The sequence below is a fragment of the Lysinibacillus sp. FSL M8-0355 genome (assembly GCF_038008985.1).
Classification (GTDB): domain Bacteria; phylum Bacillota; class Bacilli; order Bacillales_A; family Planococcaceae; genus Lysinibacillus; species Lysinibacillus fusiformis_D.
In genome coordinates this window covers 4,407,887-4,425,493 of record NZ_JBBPAI010000001.1, presented here as the reverse complement: position 1 = coordinate 4,425,493, position 17,607 = coordinate 4,407,887, and the positions used below count along the sequence as shown (strand labels likewise).

Below are 17,607 nucleotides of genomic sequence, written 5' to 3'. Positions count from 1 at the left end.
TATACAAAGATGACCTTTTTTATTTTGCTTTAGTGTTCATCTACCTCCTTTGTCGAGGAGAGATGAACACTTATTTTGCATTTCCAGTGGTTTAAGAGGAGCATTAGAGGTAAGCTCGAAGCGTAATGACTTTGCATTAAATTTTAAAATTTAGCTTAATGACACCTGTCTCTTTTAAGGCAATAAAGAAAATGATAACAAATGGGCCAACGAGTAAACCGATGATACCAAATAACTGTAGACCAATGAACATGGCAATTAATGTTGGCAAAGTGGATAAGCCAATGTGGTCGCCCATTAGTTTAGGCTCGACGACACGACGAATAATAAGTAAAATAGCAGCTAAGATGAATAATTTTACAGCGATAGCTGTGTTTCCCATTAATAGATGGTATAGTCCCCATGGGGCTAATATAATAATGGACCCTAGGAAAGGAACGATATCTATTAACCAAATAATAATGGTCATCGTAACTGCATATTTCGGTTGGATTAATAGTAATCCAATAAGTGTGACGCCACCTATGATAAAGCTTACAAATAAGTGTGCCTTCATATAACCGAATGTTGCATCTTTTAAACGATTTAAGATGATTTTTATTTTCTTTGCTGTGTTAGGCTTTAAATATTTATAAGTGATTTCCTTTAATTTGGGCAAATCAAGCATAAATAGGAATAAAGCAATCATATAAACGAGAAGACTGATAAATAGGCTTGGAATCTCTGAAAAGAATGCTGAAACTTTGTTATAATTAAAGAAGCTTAAAAAGGATTCTTCAACTTTCTTTATGAAATCCATAGTGGTTTTTTGAAGCGAAGCACTTACTTCAGGTGGAAAGTCCTCTGTGTATTTAGAAATATTTTCTTGCATATGAAGCCACATATCTGATAGCTTGGAAATATAATAGGGAGCTTGCTTTGACAATATAATTATTTGCGACATAATTTGTGTAATGGATATATAGCAAATAATAGAGATAACAATAACACTCACTATGTATATAAAAGCAACTACAATTTTCCTTGACATTTTCCATCGCCTTTTAAAGAACATAACAATGGGTTCTAAGAAAAATGCACTGACACCAGCAAGTATTATAGGCATGGATACAGGGATTACAAAATAGGCAGCTACAAGTAGAGAAAGAATCACAATCAATCGGAAAATCATTTTCCTAGCATTAAATTTATTCATAAACTCACCTTCTTTGAGAAAAAAATTAAGTTAAGTGTACCATAAATCAAATTTTATTACGTTCTGAAACAATAAAGGTAGGGATAAATTATGGAGAAAGAGATTTTGCAACTTTTTAATAATCTAACAGAGCATGACCGCGATATTGAATCTTACGAGGAACTAATAAAAATTCTGCAGGAACCCGTAGATTGGACATATGCAGTCTGGGAACAGCTTGTACAAGCACTTACATACAAAGATGGTCATGCACGTGCACGTGCTGCACAAATTTTATGCGCCTTAGCCGCAAAAAGTGACCCAGAAGAAAGGGTATTGGAGGATTTTTTAAAGATTTGGGCTGTGACTTATGATGAACGATCCGTTACAGCTCGAAATGCATTACAAGCTATTTGGAAAATTGGGCTAGCAGGTCAAGTACAAAGTGACTTAGTGGTGTCTTATTTAGCAAAGAGATTTCAAACTTGTTTAGATGAGAAGCATCCGACTCACATTCGCCATGATATTATTGTATCTTTTAAAAAGCTATATGACGAGACAAGTGACATAAAGTTATTAGACATTGCCCATCGTTTAATTAATGAAGAGCAGGACGTTAAATCTAAACAGAAGTATAAGTCAGCCATCCGTTCAACGTAACGAGATGGTGTTTTTTGTGCAAATTATTTGGTAAATTATTGAATAGTCAACTATAATAAATGAAAAAATAAAAGGGGTTAAGACATGAGCATTTATAATTATTTAGTACGAAAACCTAATGGTGAAATTTTATCCATGGAAACATATCGTGGAAAAACGATGCTAATTGTCAATACGGCGAATCAATGCCGATTTACATATCAATTTGATGACTTACAAAAAATGTATGATAAATATGGGAAAGATAATTTTGTCGTTCTAGGATTTCCTTGCGATCAATTTGGTCATCAAAATCCTGAAGATGGCGAGGAGACTACGCATCTTTGTAAAGTGAATTATGGCGTTACCTTCCCAATTTTTGAGCTTGTACAAGTAAATGGAGAGACTACCCACCCATTATTCAATTATTTAAAACATGAAGTGGATTTTCGAGAGTTTGGCAAGGCGAGCATGCAGGAAAAAATGCTTGCTGAGGCAATTGTTCAACTTGCCCCTAACTTTTTAGATGGTCGTAATATTCGCTGGAACTTTACAAAGTTTTTAGTAGATGCTAACGGCAAGACCGTTGCACGCTTTGAACCAACAGATTCACAACTTGATATTGAACAGGCAATTGAAACTATACTATAAAACAGTTTTGTTTATCTTATTCTTTAGAAATGGTGACGATCCATTCAAAGCACAGCTATTTTTTCCTATTAATATATGATAAACTGCTTTACAAGTGAATTATTCTTGCAGAATAAAGGTGCTAACAAGCATAATCGGGAATTCGGTGAAAAACCGAAGCTGTTTCCGCAACTGTAAGTACAGCTAGTATAAAGGTTTACCACTGTCTTAACAGAGATGGGAAGGTACTTTATCACACATTCGTTTTTTATGTAATGAACTGTACAAGCCAGGAGACCGACCTTTGTTTGAACGTATAAAAACTTCTCGGAAGCTAGGAGGATATACGGCAAATACATAGGCTATGTCATGTTAATTTGGCCATTATTATGTTATTTTCGTCGTTCCTTTGCGTAAAGGAGCGGCGTTTTTTTATGCAAGAATTTTCATAATGAAAAGTGGGGGGATCGCAAGTGAAAAAAGATGCACGTTATTCTTGTTATCCATTTATGCGTGAAAAAGCTTCGACGGTTGATTTTGAGATTCGAACAGACAGTCTGACTACGCATTTGGGAGTTGCTTTAGCTGCAGTTAAGAAAGAGGATGTACAAGCTGTTGTAGAAGATTTAATAATTATTTTACCTATGGCCTACCATGTCAATGGCTCGGTTCGTGGAAAACTAGCTGTAACAGAAGAGGATCTTGCTTGGTTAAGTGAGCGCTATGATTTTTATGTTCGTCATGTGAAGGAAGAGATACAAAACTTTGTCTTACCTCAAGGTACAGAGGCTGCCGCTGCTCTACATCTTTGCCGTAGTGAAGCAAAAAAATCATATCGTACATTACACAAAGTATCGGATGAACGAGAGGTTCCAGCTATTCTTTTTGATTATTTAGGCCTATTAGCCAATGTGTGCTTCGTTATGGCTGTCTTTATGAATCAACAAGCAGGGATAGCTGAAATACCATTTATTAGTAAATCATATCCGATGAAAAAGAAAAAGGAGAATAATAATGAAGAAATTATTTAATGTTCAATGGCTAACAGTACTCTTCCTTGCAATGATTTTAGCAGGTTGTGGTACTTCGGTAGATACTAAAAATAAAGACGCTTCACAGGATACACAACAAACAGAGCAAACAAACTACAAAGTGACAGATGATCGCGGTGTAGAAATAGAGTTTAAAGAAGTACCAAAAACAGTTGTATCATTGCAACCAAGTAATACAGAAATTTTATTTGCTCTAGGTGTTGGTGATAAAATCGTAGGAGCAACTGAATATGATACTTACCCAGAGGAAGCACAGAAAATTGAACGGGTTTCTGATTCTGTGAATTTTAACAGTGAACGAATCATAGCGTTGAAGCCAGATGTTGTTATAGCTTATACGATTGGTGATAAGGAAGCAATGAAACCACTTGAAGATGCTGGAATCAAAGTGTTTGTTATTCAATCAGCAGCTACATTCGATGATGTTTATGGTGACATCGAACAGATCGCAGCTGTAATGGGTGTTGCAGATAAAGGAAATGAAGTAAACGAAGAGATTAAAGCGAAATTAGCTGACGTTAAAGCAAAGGTGAAGGAAGTAAAAGCACCGAAAAATGTTTATTTAGAAATTAGTCCTAAGCCCGATATTTATACAGCAGGCTCTGGTACTTTCCAGCAAGAAATACTAGATGCAGCCAATGTTAAGAATGTTTTTTCTGACTTGAGCAGCTGGGCACAAGTTTCTGAGGAAGATGTCATAGTGAAAAACCCAGATGTTATTTTAACGACAGTAAACTACACAGAGGATCCAATAGGTGAAATACTTACACGTGATGGATGGAATACAGTGACAGCAGTTCAAAATAAAGCAGTACAGACTCTTGATACAGATATCTCTAATCGACCTGGCCCACGTATTGGGGAAGCCGTAGAACTAGTAGCAAAGGCTGTCTATCCAGAGTTATTTAAATAAGAAACCATTCAAGGCTAGCTGTATACTGACAGCTAGCCATTTTTATGTGGGTTGTTATTTCCTAGTGTGAAAATTGGAATTAATTGAGTTAGTTCTATAAAATAAAAGTAAGAGTGCTCGATAATTTTAGGAGGTGTAGTAATTGGAACAGTTAGAGACAAAGATAATTCCATTTGAGGCAGTTTATAATTTTCGAGATATGGGGGGATATAGGACAAGGGATGGGCGCATTGTCAAGAACGGTTTATTTTACCGCTCAGCGGCTCTTGGGAAAATGACGTTGGCGGATAAAGAGCTATTTGAAACATTAGGGATTAAAACCATTTTTGATTATCGTGATAATAATGAGGCACACCATAATCCTAACCCTATGTTCTCACACGCTCAATATATTCAAATACCAGCGAAGGGCAATCATACATTTGAAATGCCTACAAATGCTGGTGGTAGAGATTTTTATAAAGCAGTAAGCCCCGAAATGTTCCGAGATTTTTATGCACAGATGCCGTTTAATAATCCTTCTTTTAAAGAGTTAATGAAAACCATACAAAATCCTGACAATTTGGGTCTTGTCCACCATTGTGCAGTTGGTAAGGATCGCACAGGTATAGGGGGAGCTCTTATTTTGCTAGCCTTAGATGTACCTGAGGAGACGATTATGGAAGACTATTTAAACACGAATATCCATTTACGTCCAATGGTAGACAGAATGGCACAGGCTATTCAACATCAATATAATGAGCAAGAATTACAGCAATTCTATGCATTAATGTCTGCTCGAGAAGACTATTTACAAGCAGCATTGGATGCTATGGATTACCATTATGGCTCAAAGACTAAGTTTTTAGAGCAGGAGTTTGGCCTAACTATTGCTAGACGAGAGCAATTGCAAGCTTATTGCTTAACATAACAATGACCCCTTTCACATATCTGTGTGAGAGGGATTTTTTATGTGGAAGCGCTGTCTTCCTATAAACCTCTTTACAGTCTGAAAATTTATGATAAGATACAATAGATTTTTAAGAAAAATATAGGAGAAGTGAAAGTATTGGCAGAGACAATGAAAGAGACAAATAAGTTAAGTCTATTCCATTTAACATGGCCTATTTTCTTAGAAGTATTTCTATTTATGTTAATGGGATTAGCCGATACTTTTATGCTCAGTGCTTTATCAGATAATGCTGTATCCGGAGTAGGTGCAGCCAATCAATATATCCATATTGCGATCTTGATTCTTGAAGTGGTAGGGAATGGTGCATCCATTGTCGTTTCACAGTATTTAGGTTCAAGACGTTTTTTTGAAGCAGCGAAAATATCTGCTTTAGCTGTCACAATGAATTTGGTTGTTGGACTGTTAATGAGTATTCTATTTTTCTTCTTTGCAAAACATTTAATGACTATGATGAACTTGCAGGGAGAAGTACTTCACTATGCACAAAGTTATTTAGTTATCATCGGGAGTTTTATTTTTCTACAGGCTATTATTAATGCACTTGCTGCAATTATTCGTGTACATGGTTGGACGAAGCAAACGATGTATGTATCACTTGGCATGAATATCTTGCATGTTGTGCTAAACTATGGTCTGATTTTTGGGAATTTAGGTTTACCAGAGCTTGGTGTAAAAGGAGCGGCTATTTCTTCGGTCATTAGTCGAGGATTAGCTGTACTAGTGTTTTTCTGGTTGCTCTATCAAGTGATGGAAGTACGCGTGAAGCTACACTATTATTTTGATTATTCTAAGGAATATGTAAGGAAAATATTAAACATTGGCTTACCTTCTGCCTTTGAACAGGTACTTTATCAGTTTTGTCAGATTGTCTTTTTATATTATGCGACATATTTAGGAGCAGAAACACTGGCAGCACGACAATATGCTATGAATATTTCGATGTTTACGTATTTATTTGCGATTGCCATTGGTACAGGAACAGCTATTATTATCGGACGTCATGTGGGGGCAGGGAAGAAGGATGAGGCATACCATCAACTATGGATAAGTGTCCGTGCGGCATTTGTTTTTACGATTATTATGGTTGCAGTCGTTACGATTTTCCGCAAACCACTCATGCATGTTTTTACCGATAATCCAGATGTCATTACTATTGGAGCATCCGTGTTAGCCCTCAGTATTTTGCTAGAGACTGGCCGTACAATGAATATCGTTGTCATTAACTCTTTACGTGCTTCTGGAGATGCCAGATTTCCTGTGAAGATTGGTTTTCTATCGATGGTTTGTATGAGTCTTCCGCTTGGTTATTTATTTGTATTTATATTGGATTGGGGCTTGGTTGGAATATGGCTAGCTATTTCAGCAGATGAATGGGTACGTGCAATTATCGTATACTTTAGATGGAAAAGCCGTAAATGGGAGCGATTTGCCCTCGTTTCACCGAATGAACAGAAGGAGGCATAGAAATGGGAGCATTATCTAAACGTGCGATAGCGGCAGCATTAATGGAGCAATCTATCACACTTTTTGCTTGTCCTGTATGTCAGCAATCGATGCATGTCTATGAGCAGGGAAGATTGGTTTGTCCTGCTAACCATTCTTTTGATATAGCTAAGCAGGGCTATGTCAACATGCTGACACATAGCGCTGCTTCTAAATATAGCAAAAGTCTTTTTGAATCTCGTAAGGCAGTGATTGATAGTGGGATTTATGATGCTGTAGAAGAAAAAATTAGTAAGCTTATAGCCTCTGCAAAAACAGTGCTTGATACTGGCTGTGGAGAAGGATCACATTTAGCTCGTATTATGACAGACATAGACAATGGCATCGGTGTTGGTATCGATATAGCAAAAGAGGGCATATTGGCAGCAACACGTCATTATCCACAACAAATTTGGTGTGTAGGTGATTTAGCCAAAAGTCCATTTGCGCAAGAAAGCTTTGATGCAATATTAAATATTTTATCGCCCGCAAATTATGAGGAATTTAAGCGTCTTCTTGCCCCAGATGGCTGTCTTGTAAAGGTTGTACCACAAAGCGGCTATTTACAGGAACTGCGTGCCCAATTATATGCAGATTCGAGCAAGGAAACATACTCTAATGAACAAATTGTTGCCCGTTTTAAAGATAGCTTTAGTGAAGTTATAGTAGAACGTGTAACCTATACTTTACCGCTTGCAGAAGAGCTTGTGCCGGCGTTATTAGAGATGACACCGATGGGCTGGCATAAAAAAGAGGAAACGGCCATTGTATTAAATGAAATTACGATTGATGTAGATCTATTAGTAGGGAAAGTTTAAGAGGGCCACCTGCAATTGCAGTATACTGGTCTTTTCGATTACAATGGGAATAACTATTGAATAAGGTAGGAATGTAACAGTGTATAAATTAGCAGCTAATGTTGTCAAAGTAATATTAAAATTAATGGGTTCAAAGGCTCGTGTATATGGAGAAGAAAACTTGCCAAAAGATGGTGGGTATATTATAGCTTGTACACATACAGGCTACGTCGATATTTTAAACCTTGGTGTAGCCATGTACCCTCGTGAAATTCACTTTATGGCGAAGAAGCAATTATTTGAAATGAAAGGGCTTGGCTGGCTTATTGAGCGTTTAAATGCCTTTCCGGTGGATCGTGATAATCCTGGACCAAGCGTGATTAAAATTCCTTCACAGTTATTGAAAGAAGGTAAAATTGTAGGGATTTTTCCCTCTGGTACTCGTAGCTCAGAAGGAACGGATTTGAAGCAAGGAGCGATTACGATTGCACAGCTAGCAAAGGCGCAAATTGTTCCAGCTGCATATGTTGGCGCGCGTAATGCTGGCGATGTAATGAAGCGTGGCAAAGGCTACTTAATCTATGGTGAGCCATTTTATGTAACAGGGAAAGGGAAAGAAGGTCGTGAGCAATTTACACAACATCTTGAACATGAGCTAATTTCTTTAACGGAAGAATTACAAAAACGTATTGCAGTCAAATAAAGAGAAGCGGCACTCAGAGTCACATAGATTTTGAGTGCTTTGTTGTAGGAGGAGAAACATGATTCGAGTACTTTTCGTTTGCTTAGGTAATATTTGTCGCTCTCCCATGGCAGAAGCCGTCATGCGAGAGTTAGTAGAAAAAGAGCATTTAGGAGATAAAATTGAAGTGGATTCTGCTGCCACAAGTTCATGGCATATTGGTGAACCTCCACATCAAGGTACATTGGATAAGCTTAGAGAAAATGGTATTTCCACAACAGGCATGCAAGGTCGACAATTACAACGGGCTGATTTTGAAAAATTCGCTTATATTATCGGTATGGATGAAAGCAATATTCGCAATATCCGAACGATGCTAGGCGATCCGCGCTCACCAAAGATTTTTCGTTTTCTAGATTTAACGGAACATCGCAAAGACGTCCCTGATCCATATTATACGGGTGATTTTCAAGAAACCTATGATTTAGTGCAAGAAGGCTGTCAGGCATTACTAGCAAAAATAAAACAAGAGCTGTTGTAAAGTGACACTAAAAAACGAAAATTTTAACAGCTATTTCTTCAGAAAATATTAGCTTAAACATTGGTATATATAGCTTTGTAAGTATCATTGTGTTATTATTTGCAGAGTAAAGATACGATAAGTATTTAATTACCATTTACAGATGTGCAACTGCGTATCTATCATTTTTATAAACTTATATTTGAAAGAGAGTGGAAACAATGGGTCGTAAGTGGAACAACATTAAAGAAAAGAAAGCGTCTAAAGATCAAAGCACAAGCCGTATTAATGCAAAATTCGGGCGAGAAATTTATGTGGCAGCTAAATCAGGCGAACCAGATCCAGAGTCAAACCGTGCACTTAAAGTAGTGCTCGAACGCGCGAAAACATACAGTGTTCCAAAACATATTATAGAAAAAGCCATCGATAAAGCAAAAGGTGGCGGCGATGAAAACTTTGATGAATTACGTTATGAAGGCTTTGGACCAGCCGGCACAATGATTATTGTGGATGCTTTAACAAACAATGTGAATCGTACAGCATCAGATGTTCGTGCGGCATTTGGTAAAAATAACGGGAACATGGGTGTCAGTGGATCTGTCGCTTATATGTTCGATTCAACTGCAGTTATTGGCTTAGAAGGTAAAACGGCTGATGAAGTACTTGAAATTTTAATGGAAGCAGATCTTGATGCTCGCGATATTTTAGAAGAGGATGACGCGGTTATTATTTATGCGGAGCCAGATCAATTCTTTGCGACACAAGAAGCGTTAAAGGCTGCAGGGGTTGCAGAATTTACAGTAGCAGAGCTTTCTATGCTACCTCAAACAGAAGTTGCCTTAACTGGCGATGATGTAGCTAAGTTTGAAAAACTAATCGATGCATTAGAAGATTTAGAGGATGTACAAAATGTCTTCCACAATGCAGATTTGGGCGAATAAATCGATAAATGAAGTGAGTAAACCAGTAGCAAATTAGCTACTGGTTTTTAATTAGGGAGGAAAACGATGCAGAGTATTTTAGCCATTAGTTTATTTTTAGTCACATTATTTTTTGTCATAGTACAACCACGTAAACTATCTATCGGCTGGTCAGCCTGTATAGGGGCGGCGATTGCCTTACTAATGGGTGTAGTTACCTGGCATGATGTGTTAGCAGTAACTGGAATTGTTTGGAATGCGACGTTATCATTTATTGGCATTATTTTAATTTCGCTAATCTTAGATGAAATTGGTTTTTTCGAATGGGCAGCTCTGCACATGGCACGACTTGCGAAGGGAAGCGGAATTCGGTTATTTGTTTATATTGCTTGCCTAGGGGCAGTTGTGTCGGCCCTATTTGCTAATGATGGAGCGGCTTTAATACTCACTCCCATTGTGTTAGCAATGGTAAGAAAACTGAATTTAACTGAAAAAATGATTTTTCCGTTTATCATGGCAAGTGGTTTTATAGCAGATACAACTTCCTTACCATTTGTAATAAGTAATTTAACTAATATTGTATCAGCTGATTTTTTTGAAATCGGCTTTATAGAGTATGCAATTCATATGGTTGTACCGAATTTCTTTTCTTTAGTGGCCAGTATTGTTGTACTGTATATTGTTTTTCGACGGTCCATTCCACAGCATTATTCTCTTGAGGCGGTTGAGCATCCAAAGCAGGCAATTCGAGATCCTCGCTTATTTTCGATAGCTTGGTATGTGATCGCCATCCTATTAGTAGGGTTCGTGGTCGGTGAAGTTCTACACATTCCTGTATCCTTCGTTTTATGCGGTGTTGCTTCTATTTTCTTATCGCTTGCACAGCGTAGTAAGGTTGTAGATACGAAGAGGGTCATAAAAGGAGCGCCGTGGAATATAGTGTTCTTTTCCATTGGTATGTATGTGGTGGTCTATGGATTAAAAAATGTAGGGATGACAGGATTGCTAGCCAGTTTACTAGAGCAAGCGGTACAGCATGGTTTTGTAGTGGCAACCATGACGATGGGATTTGTTGCGGCAATTTTGTCTGCAGTGATGAATAATTTACCTACTGTTATGATTGATGCCTTAGCCATTTCTGAAACAAGTGCAACTGGTATGATGAAGGAAGGGCTCATTTATGCAAATGTTATTGGCACAAATTTAGGTCCGAAAATGACACCGATTGGCTCACTTGCGACATTATTATGGCTTCATATATTGGCTCAAAAGGGCATTAAAATTAGCTGGGGACAGTATTTTAGAATCGGCATCATTCTTACAATTCCAACACTGCTCGCTACTTTACTAGCATTAGTTTTTTGGATAAGTATAATAGCATAGTTATATTGTCGAAATAGTGAAATAAATAGTACAATAAGTAATAGTAAGATATTAATATATCAGCGTATTAAAGGAGGAAAGTATGCGAGCGACAGGTAAATTAAGTAATAAAATTGTGCTAATGTCATTTGTTATGCTATTAGCTTTGTTAGCCTTTTTCATTGTAACAACGATATATACAGCGAAATCATCTGTTAATAAAACAATGGGAACACAGGCAGTTGCAGTTGCTGAGAATATTGCAAAACGTTTGAACGCAGATGAATATGAACAACTCTCACAGGACCCAAAGGAATCTGAATTATATTGGCAGCTAAGGCAAGAACTCAATGAATTGCGTGAAATAAATGGGGTTCTGTATGCCTATACTTTCGCAGTCCCAAAGGAAGATAAAAAGGTTCGATTTTTAGTGGATGGTATGCCAGTAGATGATCAAGAAAATGCTGGCGTTATAGGAGATGAATCTGCTTCCACCTATTATAAAGATTTAAAAAAGGTAATGGATACGGGGAACTACTACTCCGATATTTTACATAGCGATTTTGGCGATTATTTATCAGGTACTGTGCCATTGAAAGATGCCTCAGGAAATATTGTTGCCTTTGTAGGGGTAGATATAGAGGCAACAGAGGTAAGTGGTGTGACAAATGCTGTGCTAACAGCCATTTTACCTGCTTTAATTGTCGTTATATTAGCTTTAATAGGACTTGTTATGTTTATTATGTATCGTTATATCAATCGAGCGTTGAAGCCTTTAACAAATTTAGGTGTTGCCGCACAAAACTTTGCACAAGGAGATATTGCTAAGGCATCTATGGCAGTAGAGGAAATTCAATTGACAGGAGAAAATGAGATTACTATTTTTGCTCAATCCTTTAAGGAGTCTCTACAAAGATTAAAAGAAACATTCCACACGATTCAACAACGAACATTAGCTTTACAAAGTGTCGTTCAAAAGATTGATGAGACAACTCATCATGTGGAAACATCAAACGCTCAAATTGCGGATCGTATTATCGAAATTGCTGCGGGGAGTGAGCAGCAGCAGCAAAACAATCAAGAGGTTGTCTTAACGATGAACGAAATGTCGATTGGTATTCAACGTCTAGCTGATACTACGTCTGAAATTGCCGAGTCATCTTCAGCTATGACGGGTCTAGTTGAAACAAGTGTTGGTCATTCACAAGAAGTTGTATCACAAATTCAAAATGTAGAAGCCTCCGTTTTACGTACAGCTAATCATGTCGAGGAGATGGGCGAGAAGTTCCGTTCTATTGAAGAGATGGTGACGATCATTACGAGTATTGCCGATCAAACAAACTTACTTGCTTTGAATGCGGCGATTGAAGCAGCGAGGGCTGGGGAAGCAGGTAAAGGATTTGCGGTTGTGGCGGACGAAGTACGTAAACTTGCAGAGATGTCTAAATCATCAGCTGACGAAATACACATGCATTTAGAAAGCTTTAAGAAAATAACAGATCGAGCATTGCAAGAGATGTCGAGCAGTACAGTAGACGTACAAGCAGGCAATAAAGCGGTGCAATATATTGGTGTAAGCTTAGAGCAAATATTGCAATCAGTCATTGAGGTAAATAACAAAATTCAAGATGATTCAGCTGTGATCGAGGAAATGTCAGCTGGCTCTGAGGAAATATTAGCTACTATAGAGCAAATGAATGATATTGCGAAGCATAGTGTGCTAGGAACAAAGGAAGTTGCAACTTCCTCTGACTTACAAGTAGCAATGGTTTCGGAATTAAATGAAGTTGTAACCATTTTAGATCAGACATCTAAAGAAGTTATCGATACGATTAATACATTCAAATTATGATGACCTTGAAACTATTTTTCTATAAGCATAGGTCTTGTAGAAAAATAGTTTTTTAATAGGAGATAGTAGTGTGTAAATGTCTAAATAAACCATATTAAGGGAAATTAGAAAATAATTTGTGTTTTACCCATTGTGAAAACTTTCAAACCATAACATAATATAAAGTAATATTTGTTGAACGAAATAGGGGGGCTAAAGTATGAGGTTTTTACGTTCAATACAGGGGAAATTGATTATTATTTCATTAGTAATACTGATTATTCCAAGTTTAATAATTGGTATAGTTAGCTACGGTAAGGCTAAGAATGGCATGGAGGAAATTGGTGAGCAAGTACTTTACAATAGCGTAGAATCAGCTTTGCAAATAATTGAGCTTGCCAATGAGAGTGTTGAAAAAGGTGACATTCCTTTAGAAGTTGCACAGGAGCGAGTACGTGAGGCGTTTCTTGGACCTAAAGATAGCGAAGGGAAACGCCCTATTAATTATCCTGGTGATTTAGGAGAATATGGCTATATTTATGTATTGGATGATAAGGGGACATTAACAACACATCCAACGCGAGAAGGGGATAATCTTTGGAATGACCAGGATAGTAGCGGAAATTATTTTATTCGGGAAGTGACTGAAAAAGCTCTTGCTGGTGGTGGTTTTACAGTATATGAATTTGAGCTACCAGGTCAGGATGTCTTAGCAGATAAAATTATTTATTCGGAGAAAGATCCACATTGGGGATGGGTAATCGCATCAGGTACATATATGCAAGATTTTAACGAAGGGGCAAATTCTTTATTGTTAGTGATTGGTGTGACATTAGTGGGTGCGATTATTATCGGGACAATCGTAGTCATTTTAGTATCTAGACATCTGGCATTACCAGTTAAAAAATTATCGATGCGTGTGCGAGAAGTAGCGCAAGGGAATTTAACTGTAGAGATTGAGCATTTACAGCGTTCAGATGAAATTGGACAATTAAATGAGGGCTTTAATGAAATGGTAAATCAACTCAAAACGCTTATTTCAGATGTGGAGGAAGCGATTGTAGAAATACAATCGACATCAGCGAACCTAACAGCAGTGGCTGAAGAGACGGATGCCTATGGTGACGAAATCGTCAAAGCCATCAATGAAGTATCTAAAGGTGCAGTCAAGCAAGCATCAGATGCGGAGGATACAAATCGAACAGCTATTGAGTTTGCTCAGCAAATTGAAGGATTGCACGATAAAAATGATTTAATGTTGGATGCATCACAGCATATGAAAAAATCAAATGAAGAAGGTCTCGTTAATCTAGATAGTTTAAAAGAGACATCACAGGAATCTTTCGATATTATTCAGAACATTCAATCTGTTTTTGGCAGTTTAATAGTCAAAGTGCATGAAATTGAAGGTATTGTAGAGACAATTACGCAAATTTCCGACCAAACAAACCTACTGGCTCTTAATGCCTCTATTGAAGCCGCAAGAGCGGGAGAACATGGTAAAGGATTTGCAGTTGTTGCAGAAGAAGTACGTAAGCTTGCGGATCAAACATCAGTCGCGACAGAGCTCGTCCGCACCACTATAAAGGGGATTGAAAGTGAAACGAAGTTAGTCAATGATGAGATGCAGAAAACGCATGCTATTGTGCATCAGCAAAATGATTCGGTTCAGGTGACAGCGTTATCTTTTAAAGAAATTAAATTGGCTGTTGAAAAAATAATAGCCATTATAGGAGATATGGCAGAGGGTGTAGAATATTTAAATAGCTCCAAGAATGTTATTATGCAGTCGATTGAAAGCATTGCAATGATTAGTGAAAAGAATGCTGCTGCATCTGAAGAGGTAACAGCGTCTGTAGATGAGCAGCAACGAGCAATCCAGCTTGTTAGTGAGTCTTCCAATGATCTAACTGATGAAATATCAGCCTTACAGGAGTCTATTAAACGCTTTATATTGAGATAATTATGCAGGATGCTTGGTCAACAAGCATCCCATGTTGTTGAAAAAAGGTAATGTCAACGGCATAATAAGCAATTTTGTAAGGCGAGGGGTTGATTTCCGTTCCGCCAGCGTCCTTTCCAGGGGGCGTCTGATGAGCCGCTTCACTCACTGCGTGAACTGCACCCAAAATATTGGACTTAAAAATCTACTATAGGGGGTGCAGGTAGTGATTTCTGATGAACAAAAATTAGCCGCAGTTCTAGCTTACTTTGAAGAAAAGGAAAGTCCGTATCAGATTGCCAATCGATTACAGATGGATCGACAGTACATTCGATTATGGATTGAATTATATCGCTATCATGGCATCGAAGGAATTATTCGTCCTCAAGGGTTCACGAATTATGAAGATTCTTTTAAAATAAAAGTAATTCAACACCTGATAGAGACGGGCGATTCGCTCCTCCAGACTGCTGCGAAGTTTAATATTCCTTCCCGTGAAACCGTTCGGAGATGGAAAAAACAATGGATGTCAACGGCTGGTGAGGTGCTCTATCAAGTAGAAAAGGAGCGCCAATCAATGCCAAAAAAACAACCACCTTCGTCCGATTTAAATGGAAAAACAACGGATGAGTTAAAAGCCGAAATTGAGTATTTACGGATGGAAAATGCCTATTTAAAAAAGTTGAAAGCCTTAGTTCAAGAAAAGGATGCCTTCAAATCCAAGAAAAAGTAAGAGCTGTCTATGAGCTAAGGTTGGATTTTCCTCTTCAAGCTCTATTAAAAGTCGCGAAACTTAAGAAAAGTACGTATTATTATCATCTCCAAAAATGGGTAAAACCAGATAAATATCAGGCGATCAAAGAACGAATTCAGACGCTTTTTCATTACCATAAGGGGCGTTATGGCTATCGTCGTATTTGTTTAGCCCTCCGAAATGAAGGGTTTTTCATCAACCATAAAACGGTCCAACGATTGATGCAAGAAATGGGCTTAAAAGGGACGATCCGCCCTAAAAAATACCGTTCGTATAAAGGGACAGTCGGCTATGTCGCAGAGAATATCATCCAACGTGATTTTGAAGCCACTGCACCCAATCAGAAATGGGTAACCGATGTAACGGAGTTTAAAATAAACGGTCAAAAAATCTATGTATCCGCTGTATTAGATTTATTCAATCGAGAAATCGTTGGATATGAGGTATCAAAATCACCTAATTTTGAGTTAGTCCAACAGTCTTTGAAAATGGCGTTTACGTATACACAGCTATCAGAAAAGAGTGGCTTAATCATCCATTCTGATCAAGGATGGTTATATCAAATACCACGTTTTAAAGCGTTATTGGCCACTTATGAAATCAAGCAAAGTATGTCACGGAAAGGGAATTGTTTAGATAATGCCGTGATAGAAAGCTTTTTTGGCATTATGAAATCAGAATTTCTATACGCAACAACGTTTAAGAACTACGAAGCATTCAAAAAAGCGTTAGTAGACTATATCCACTACTACAATCATGAACGGATAAAAATAAAACTCAACGGAAAAAGTCCAGTTGAGTTTCGAAGAGTTTCTTAAAAGTTCAAATTTTTGGGGTCAGTTCAGCGTTCGCTCCAGGGTCTCCTCTGTGACGCTAAATCCCCTAGGAGTGACGCTGGCTCCACTCCAATCAGCCATTCTGCAAAAGTGTCTTTTCCTGAACAAAATAGCCCATTATTTATATTATAAGAGAGGATAGCCTCTTACTTTCAATGTGGAGAAGTGATGTGTGACAACACCCCTCCATAAAAGAGTAGTGAATACCTTCACTTTTTTATGGATTGGAGTGGAAGGCTACTTGACTCCCGTGGGATAGCGAGACAGGCGAGCCTCTAAACGGAGTGGTAGCGGAGGAAGCGGCTCGGCGCTCGCCCACAGGAAAGCAAGTAGCCTGCAACGGAGATCCTTTTTCACCTTTCACATAAATTCTATGGATGGTTTTGTTTTTCAACACTATGGGATGCTTGGTCAACAAGCATCCTTTTTTCTTTAGCTGCGTTAATAAAAGGTAAAGGAGGGGTGATTTGTGAAAAAATGGGTAATTGGAGGAAGTGTACTTCTAGTAAGCATTGGAATGGTTCTTTATATTTGGTTGGGAAAACAAATAGAGCAGGGTGTTGAACCAAGTGCAAAAGGCTCTGCTGACTATATGATTATACTAGGGGCAAAAGTAAAGGCGGGTGGTGTACCATCACTTTCATTAAAGAGTAGATTAGAGGTGGCAGTTCCATACTTAACAAAATACCCTCATGTTAAGGTCATTGTGTCAGGGGGGCAAGGACCTGATGAAGATCAAACAGAGGCATCTGTTATGCAAGAATATTTAGAACAGAACGGTATCGAGGCTACAAGGATTATCGTCGAGGACAAGTCTACGTCCACTTATGAAAATTTAGTATTTTCCAAAGAATTATTACCGAAAGATACAAAGAAAATCACCATCGTTTCAAATGACTTTCATTTGAAACGCGCTAAGTATTTAGCAGAAACTTTAGATTTCGAAGTGGATGTCGTCGCAGCCGAAACACCAAAGTCAGTAGAAGCTAAACTAAGATTGAGAGAAAGAGCCGCTTTATTAAAAACGTATATTGTTGGCTATTAAAGTACTTTCATTGAGGCGTAATCATTTCTAGTGCTTTCTCGTAAAAAACACCACTACAAAAATAGATAATTGTTTC

At 37.8% G+C, this 17,607-nt stretch carries 17 protein-coding genes and 1 riboswitch; of the genes, 16 read left to right on the top strand and 1 reads right to left on the bottom strand.

Annotated features, from left to right (window positions below):
* Positions 1 to 136 precede the first annotated feature (136 nt).
* The gene (ytvI, locus tag MKY46_RS21590; RefSeq protein ID WP_036128518.1) at positions 137 to 1,195 is read right to left on the bottom strand and encodes a sporulation integral membrane protein YtvI; all 1,059 of its coding nucleotides are present in this window, start codon (positions 1,193 to 1,195) and stop codon (positions 137 to 139) included.
* A gap of 90 nt (positions 1,196 to 1,285) precedes the next feature.
* Between ytvI and MKY46_RS21585 the strand changes: the two genes are divergently transcribed.
* From MKY46_RS21585 to MKY46_RS21510, 16 genes are all read left to right on the top strand, one after another.
* Positions 1,286 to 1,834, top strand: coding sequence for a hypothetical protein (locus MKY46_RS21585; protein ID WP_036128516.1), 549 nt, complete (start codon positions 1,286 to 1,288; stop codon positions 1,832 to 1,834).
* 84 nt (positions 1,835 to 1,918) lie between these two features.
* The gene (locus MKY46_RS21580) at positions 1,919 to 2,464 is read left to right on the top strand and encodes a glutathione peroxidase (protein ID WP_036128514.1); all 546 of its coding nucleotides are present in this window, start codon (positions 1,919 to 1,921) and stop codon (positions 2,462 to 2,464) included.
* A 99-nt stretch (positions 2,465 to 2,563) separates the two neighbouring features.
* A riboswitch (cobalamin riboswitch) is annotated at positions 2,564 to 2,763 on the top strand.
* Positions 2,764 to 2,916: 153 nt separating this feature from the next.
* Positions 2,917 to 3,474 carry a hypothetical protein gene (locus MKY46_RS21575; RefSeq protein ID WP_089933771.1) on the top strand — a complete coding sequence of 186 codons (558 nt, stop codon included), beginning with the start codon at positions 2,917 to 2,919 and terminating at the stop codon, positions 3,472 to 3,474.
* Positions 3,458 to 4,408: an ABC transporter substrate-binding protein gene (locus MKY46_RS21570; RefSeq protein WP_089933774.1), complete on the top strand. Its 951-nt coding sequence runs from the start codon at positions 3,458 to 3,460 to the stop codon at positions 4,406 to 4,408. Before MKY46_RS21575 ends, MKY46_RS21570 begins: the two co-directional genes overlap by 17 nt.
* Before the next feature lie 142 nt (positions 4,409 to 4,550).
* Positions 4,551 to 5,318, top strand: coding sequence for a tyrosine-protein phosphatase (locus tag MKY46_RS21565; protein ID WP_036128509.1), 768 nt, complete (start codon positions 4,551 to 4,553; stop codon positions 5,316 to 5,318).
* Positions 5,319 to 5,468: 150 nt separating this feature from the next.
* Entirely contained in the window at positions 5,469 to 6,824 is a 1,356-nt protein-coding gene (locus MKY46_RS21560; RefSeq protein WP_101966905.1) for an MATE family efflux transporter, read from the top strand.
* A 2-nt stretch (positions 6,825 to 6,826) separates the two neighbouring features.
* A complete protein-coding gene (locus MKY46_RS21555) occupies positions 6,827 to 7,660 on the top strand; it encodes a putative RNA methyltransferase (RefSeq protein WP_036128503.1) in 834 nt (277 codons plus the stop codon).
* Positions 7,661 to 7,739: 79 nt separating this feature from the next.
* Complete coding sequence (locus MKY46_RS21550; protein WP_036128502.1) at positions 7,740 to 8,342, top strand: lysophospholipid acyltransferase family protein; 603 nt, start codon at positions 7,740 to 7,742, stop codon at positions 8,340 to 8,342.
* A 58-nt stretch (positions 8,343 to 8,400) separates the two neighbouring features.
* The gene (locus MKY46_RS21545; protein ID WP_036128500.1) at positions 8,401 to 8,862 is read left to right on the top strand and encodes a low molecular weight protein-tyrosine-phosphatase; all 462 of its coding nucleotides are present in this window, start codon (positions 8,401 to 8,403) and stop codon (positions 8,860 to 8,862) included.
* Between the two features lie 200 nt (positions 8,863 to 9,062).
* Positions 9,063 to 9,782 carry a YebC/PmpR family DNA-binding transcriptional regulator gene (locus MKY46_RS21540; protein ID WP_036128496.1) on the top strand — a complete coding sequence of 240 codons (720 nt, stop codon included), beginning with the start codon at positions 9,063 to 9,065 and terminating at the stop codon, positions 9,780 to 9,782.
* 66 nt (positions 9,783 to 9,848) lie between these two features.
* Positions 9,849 to 11,144, top strand: a complete 1,296-nt coding sequence (locus tag MKY46_RS21535; protein ID WP_036128494.1) for an arsenic transporter — start codon at positions 9,849 to 9,851, stop codon at positions 11,142 to 11,144.
* Positions 11,145 to 11,226: 82 nt separating this feature from the next.
* On the top strand, positions 11,227 to 12,975 hold the full coding sequence (locus tag MKY46_RS21530) for a methyl-accepting chemotaxis protein (RefSeq protein ID WP_036128492.1): 1,749 nt from the start codon (positions 11,227 to 11,229) through the stop codon (positions 12,973 to 12,975).
* 199 nt (positions 12,976 to 13,174) lie between these two features.
* A complete protein-coding gene (locus MKY46_RS21525) occupies positions 13,175 to 14,917 on the top strand; it encodes a methyl-accepting chemotaxis protein (protein ID WP_340835359.1) in 1,743 nt (580 codons plus the stop codon).
* 205 nt (positions 14,918 to 15,122) lie between these two features.
* Entirely contained in the window at positions 15,123 to 15,629 is a 507-nt protein-coding gene (locus tag MKY46_RS21520; RefSeq protein ID WP_340835356.1) for a helix-turn-helix domain-containing protein, read from the top strand.
* A complete protein-coding gene (locus MKY46_RS21515) occupies positions 15,614 to 16,468 on the top strand; it encodes an IS3 family transposase (RefSeq protein ID WP_340835712.1) in 855 nt (284 codons plus the stop codon). The genes MKY46_RS21520 and MKY46_RS21515 overlap by 16 nt, the downstream gene beginning before the upstream one ends.
* 535 nt (positions 16,469 to 17,003) lie before the next feature.
* Complete coding sequence (locus tag MKY46_RS21510) at positions 17,004 to 17,531, top strand: YdcF family protein (protein ID WP_283778285.1); 528 nt, start codon at positions 17,004 to 17,006, stop codon at positions 17,529 to 17,531.
* Positions 17,532 to 17,607: the final 76 nt, after the last annotated feature.

Bases quoted from the DNA above. Each gene is read 5' to 3' on its own strand.
- ytvI (WP_036128518.1), bottom strand. From the start codon at position 1,195: ATGAATAAATTTAATGCTAGGAAAATGATTTTCCGATTGATTGTGATT.
- MKY46_RS21585 (WP_036128516.1), top strand. From the start codon at position 1,286: ATGGAGAAAGAGATTTTGCAACTTTTTAATAATCTAACAGAGCATGAC.
- MKY46_RS21580 (WP_036128514.1), top strand. From the start codon at position 1,919: ATGAGCATTTATAATTATTTAGTACGAAAACCTAATGGTGAAATTTTA.
- MKY46_RS21570 (WP_089933774.1), top strand. From the start codon at position 3,458: ATGAAGAAATTATTTAATGTTCAATGGCTAACAGTACTCTTCCTTGCA.
- MKY46_RS21560 (WP_101966905.1), top strand. From the start codon at position 5,469: ATGAAAGAGACAAATAAGTTAAGTCTATTCCATTTAACATGGCCTATT.
- MKY46_RS21555 (WP_036128503.1), top strand. From the start codon at position 6,827: ATGGGAGCATTATCTAAACGTGCGATAGCGGCAGCATTAATGGAGCAA.
- MKY46_RS21545 (WP_036128500.1), top strand. From the start codon at position 8,401: ATGATTCGAGTACTTTTCGTTTGCTTAGGTAATATTTGTCGCTCTCCC.
- MKY46_RS21540 (WP_036128496.1), top strand. From the start codon at position 9,063: ATGGGTCGTAAGTGGAACAACATTAAAGAAAAGAAAGCGTCTAAAGAT.
- MKY46_RS21535 (WP_036128494.1), top strand. From the start codon at position 9,849: ATGCAGAGTATTTTAGCCATTAGTTTATTTTTAGTCACATTATTTTTT.
- MKY46_RS21530 (WP_036128492.1), top strand. From the start codon at position 11,227: ATGCGAGCGACAGGTAAATTAAGTAATAAAATTGTGCTAATGTCATTT.
- MKY46_RS21525 (WP_340835359.1), top strand. From the start codon at position 13,175: ATGAGGTTTTTACGTTCAATACAGGGGAAATTGATTATTATTTCATTA.
- MKY46_RS21510 (WP_283778285.1), top strand. From the start codon at position 17,004: ATGGTTCTTTATATTTGGTTGGGAAAACAAATAGAGCAGGGTGTTGAA.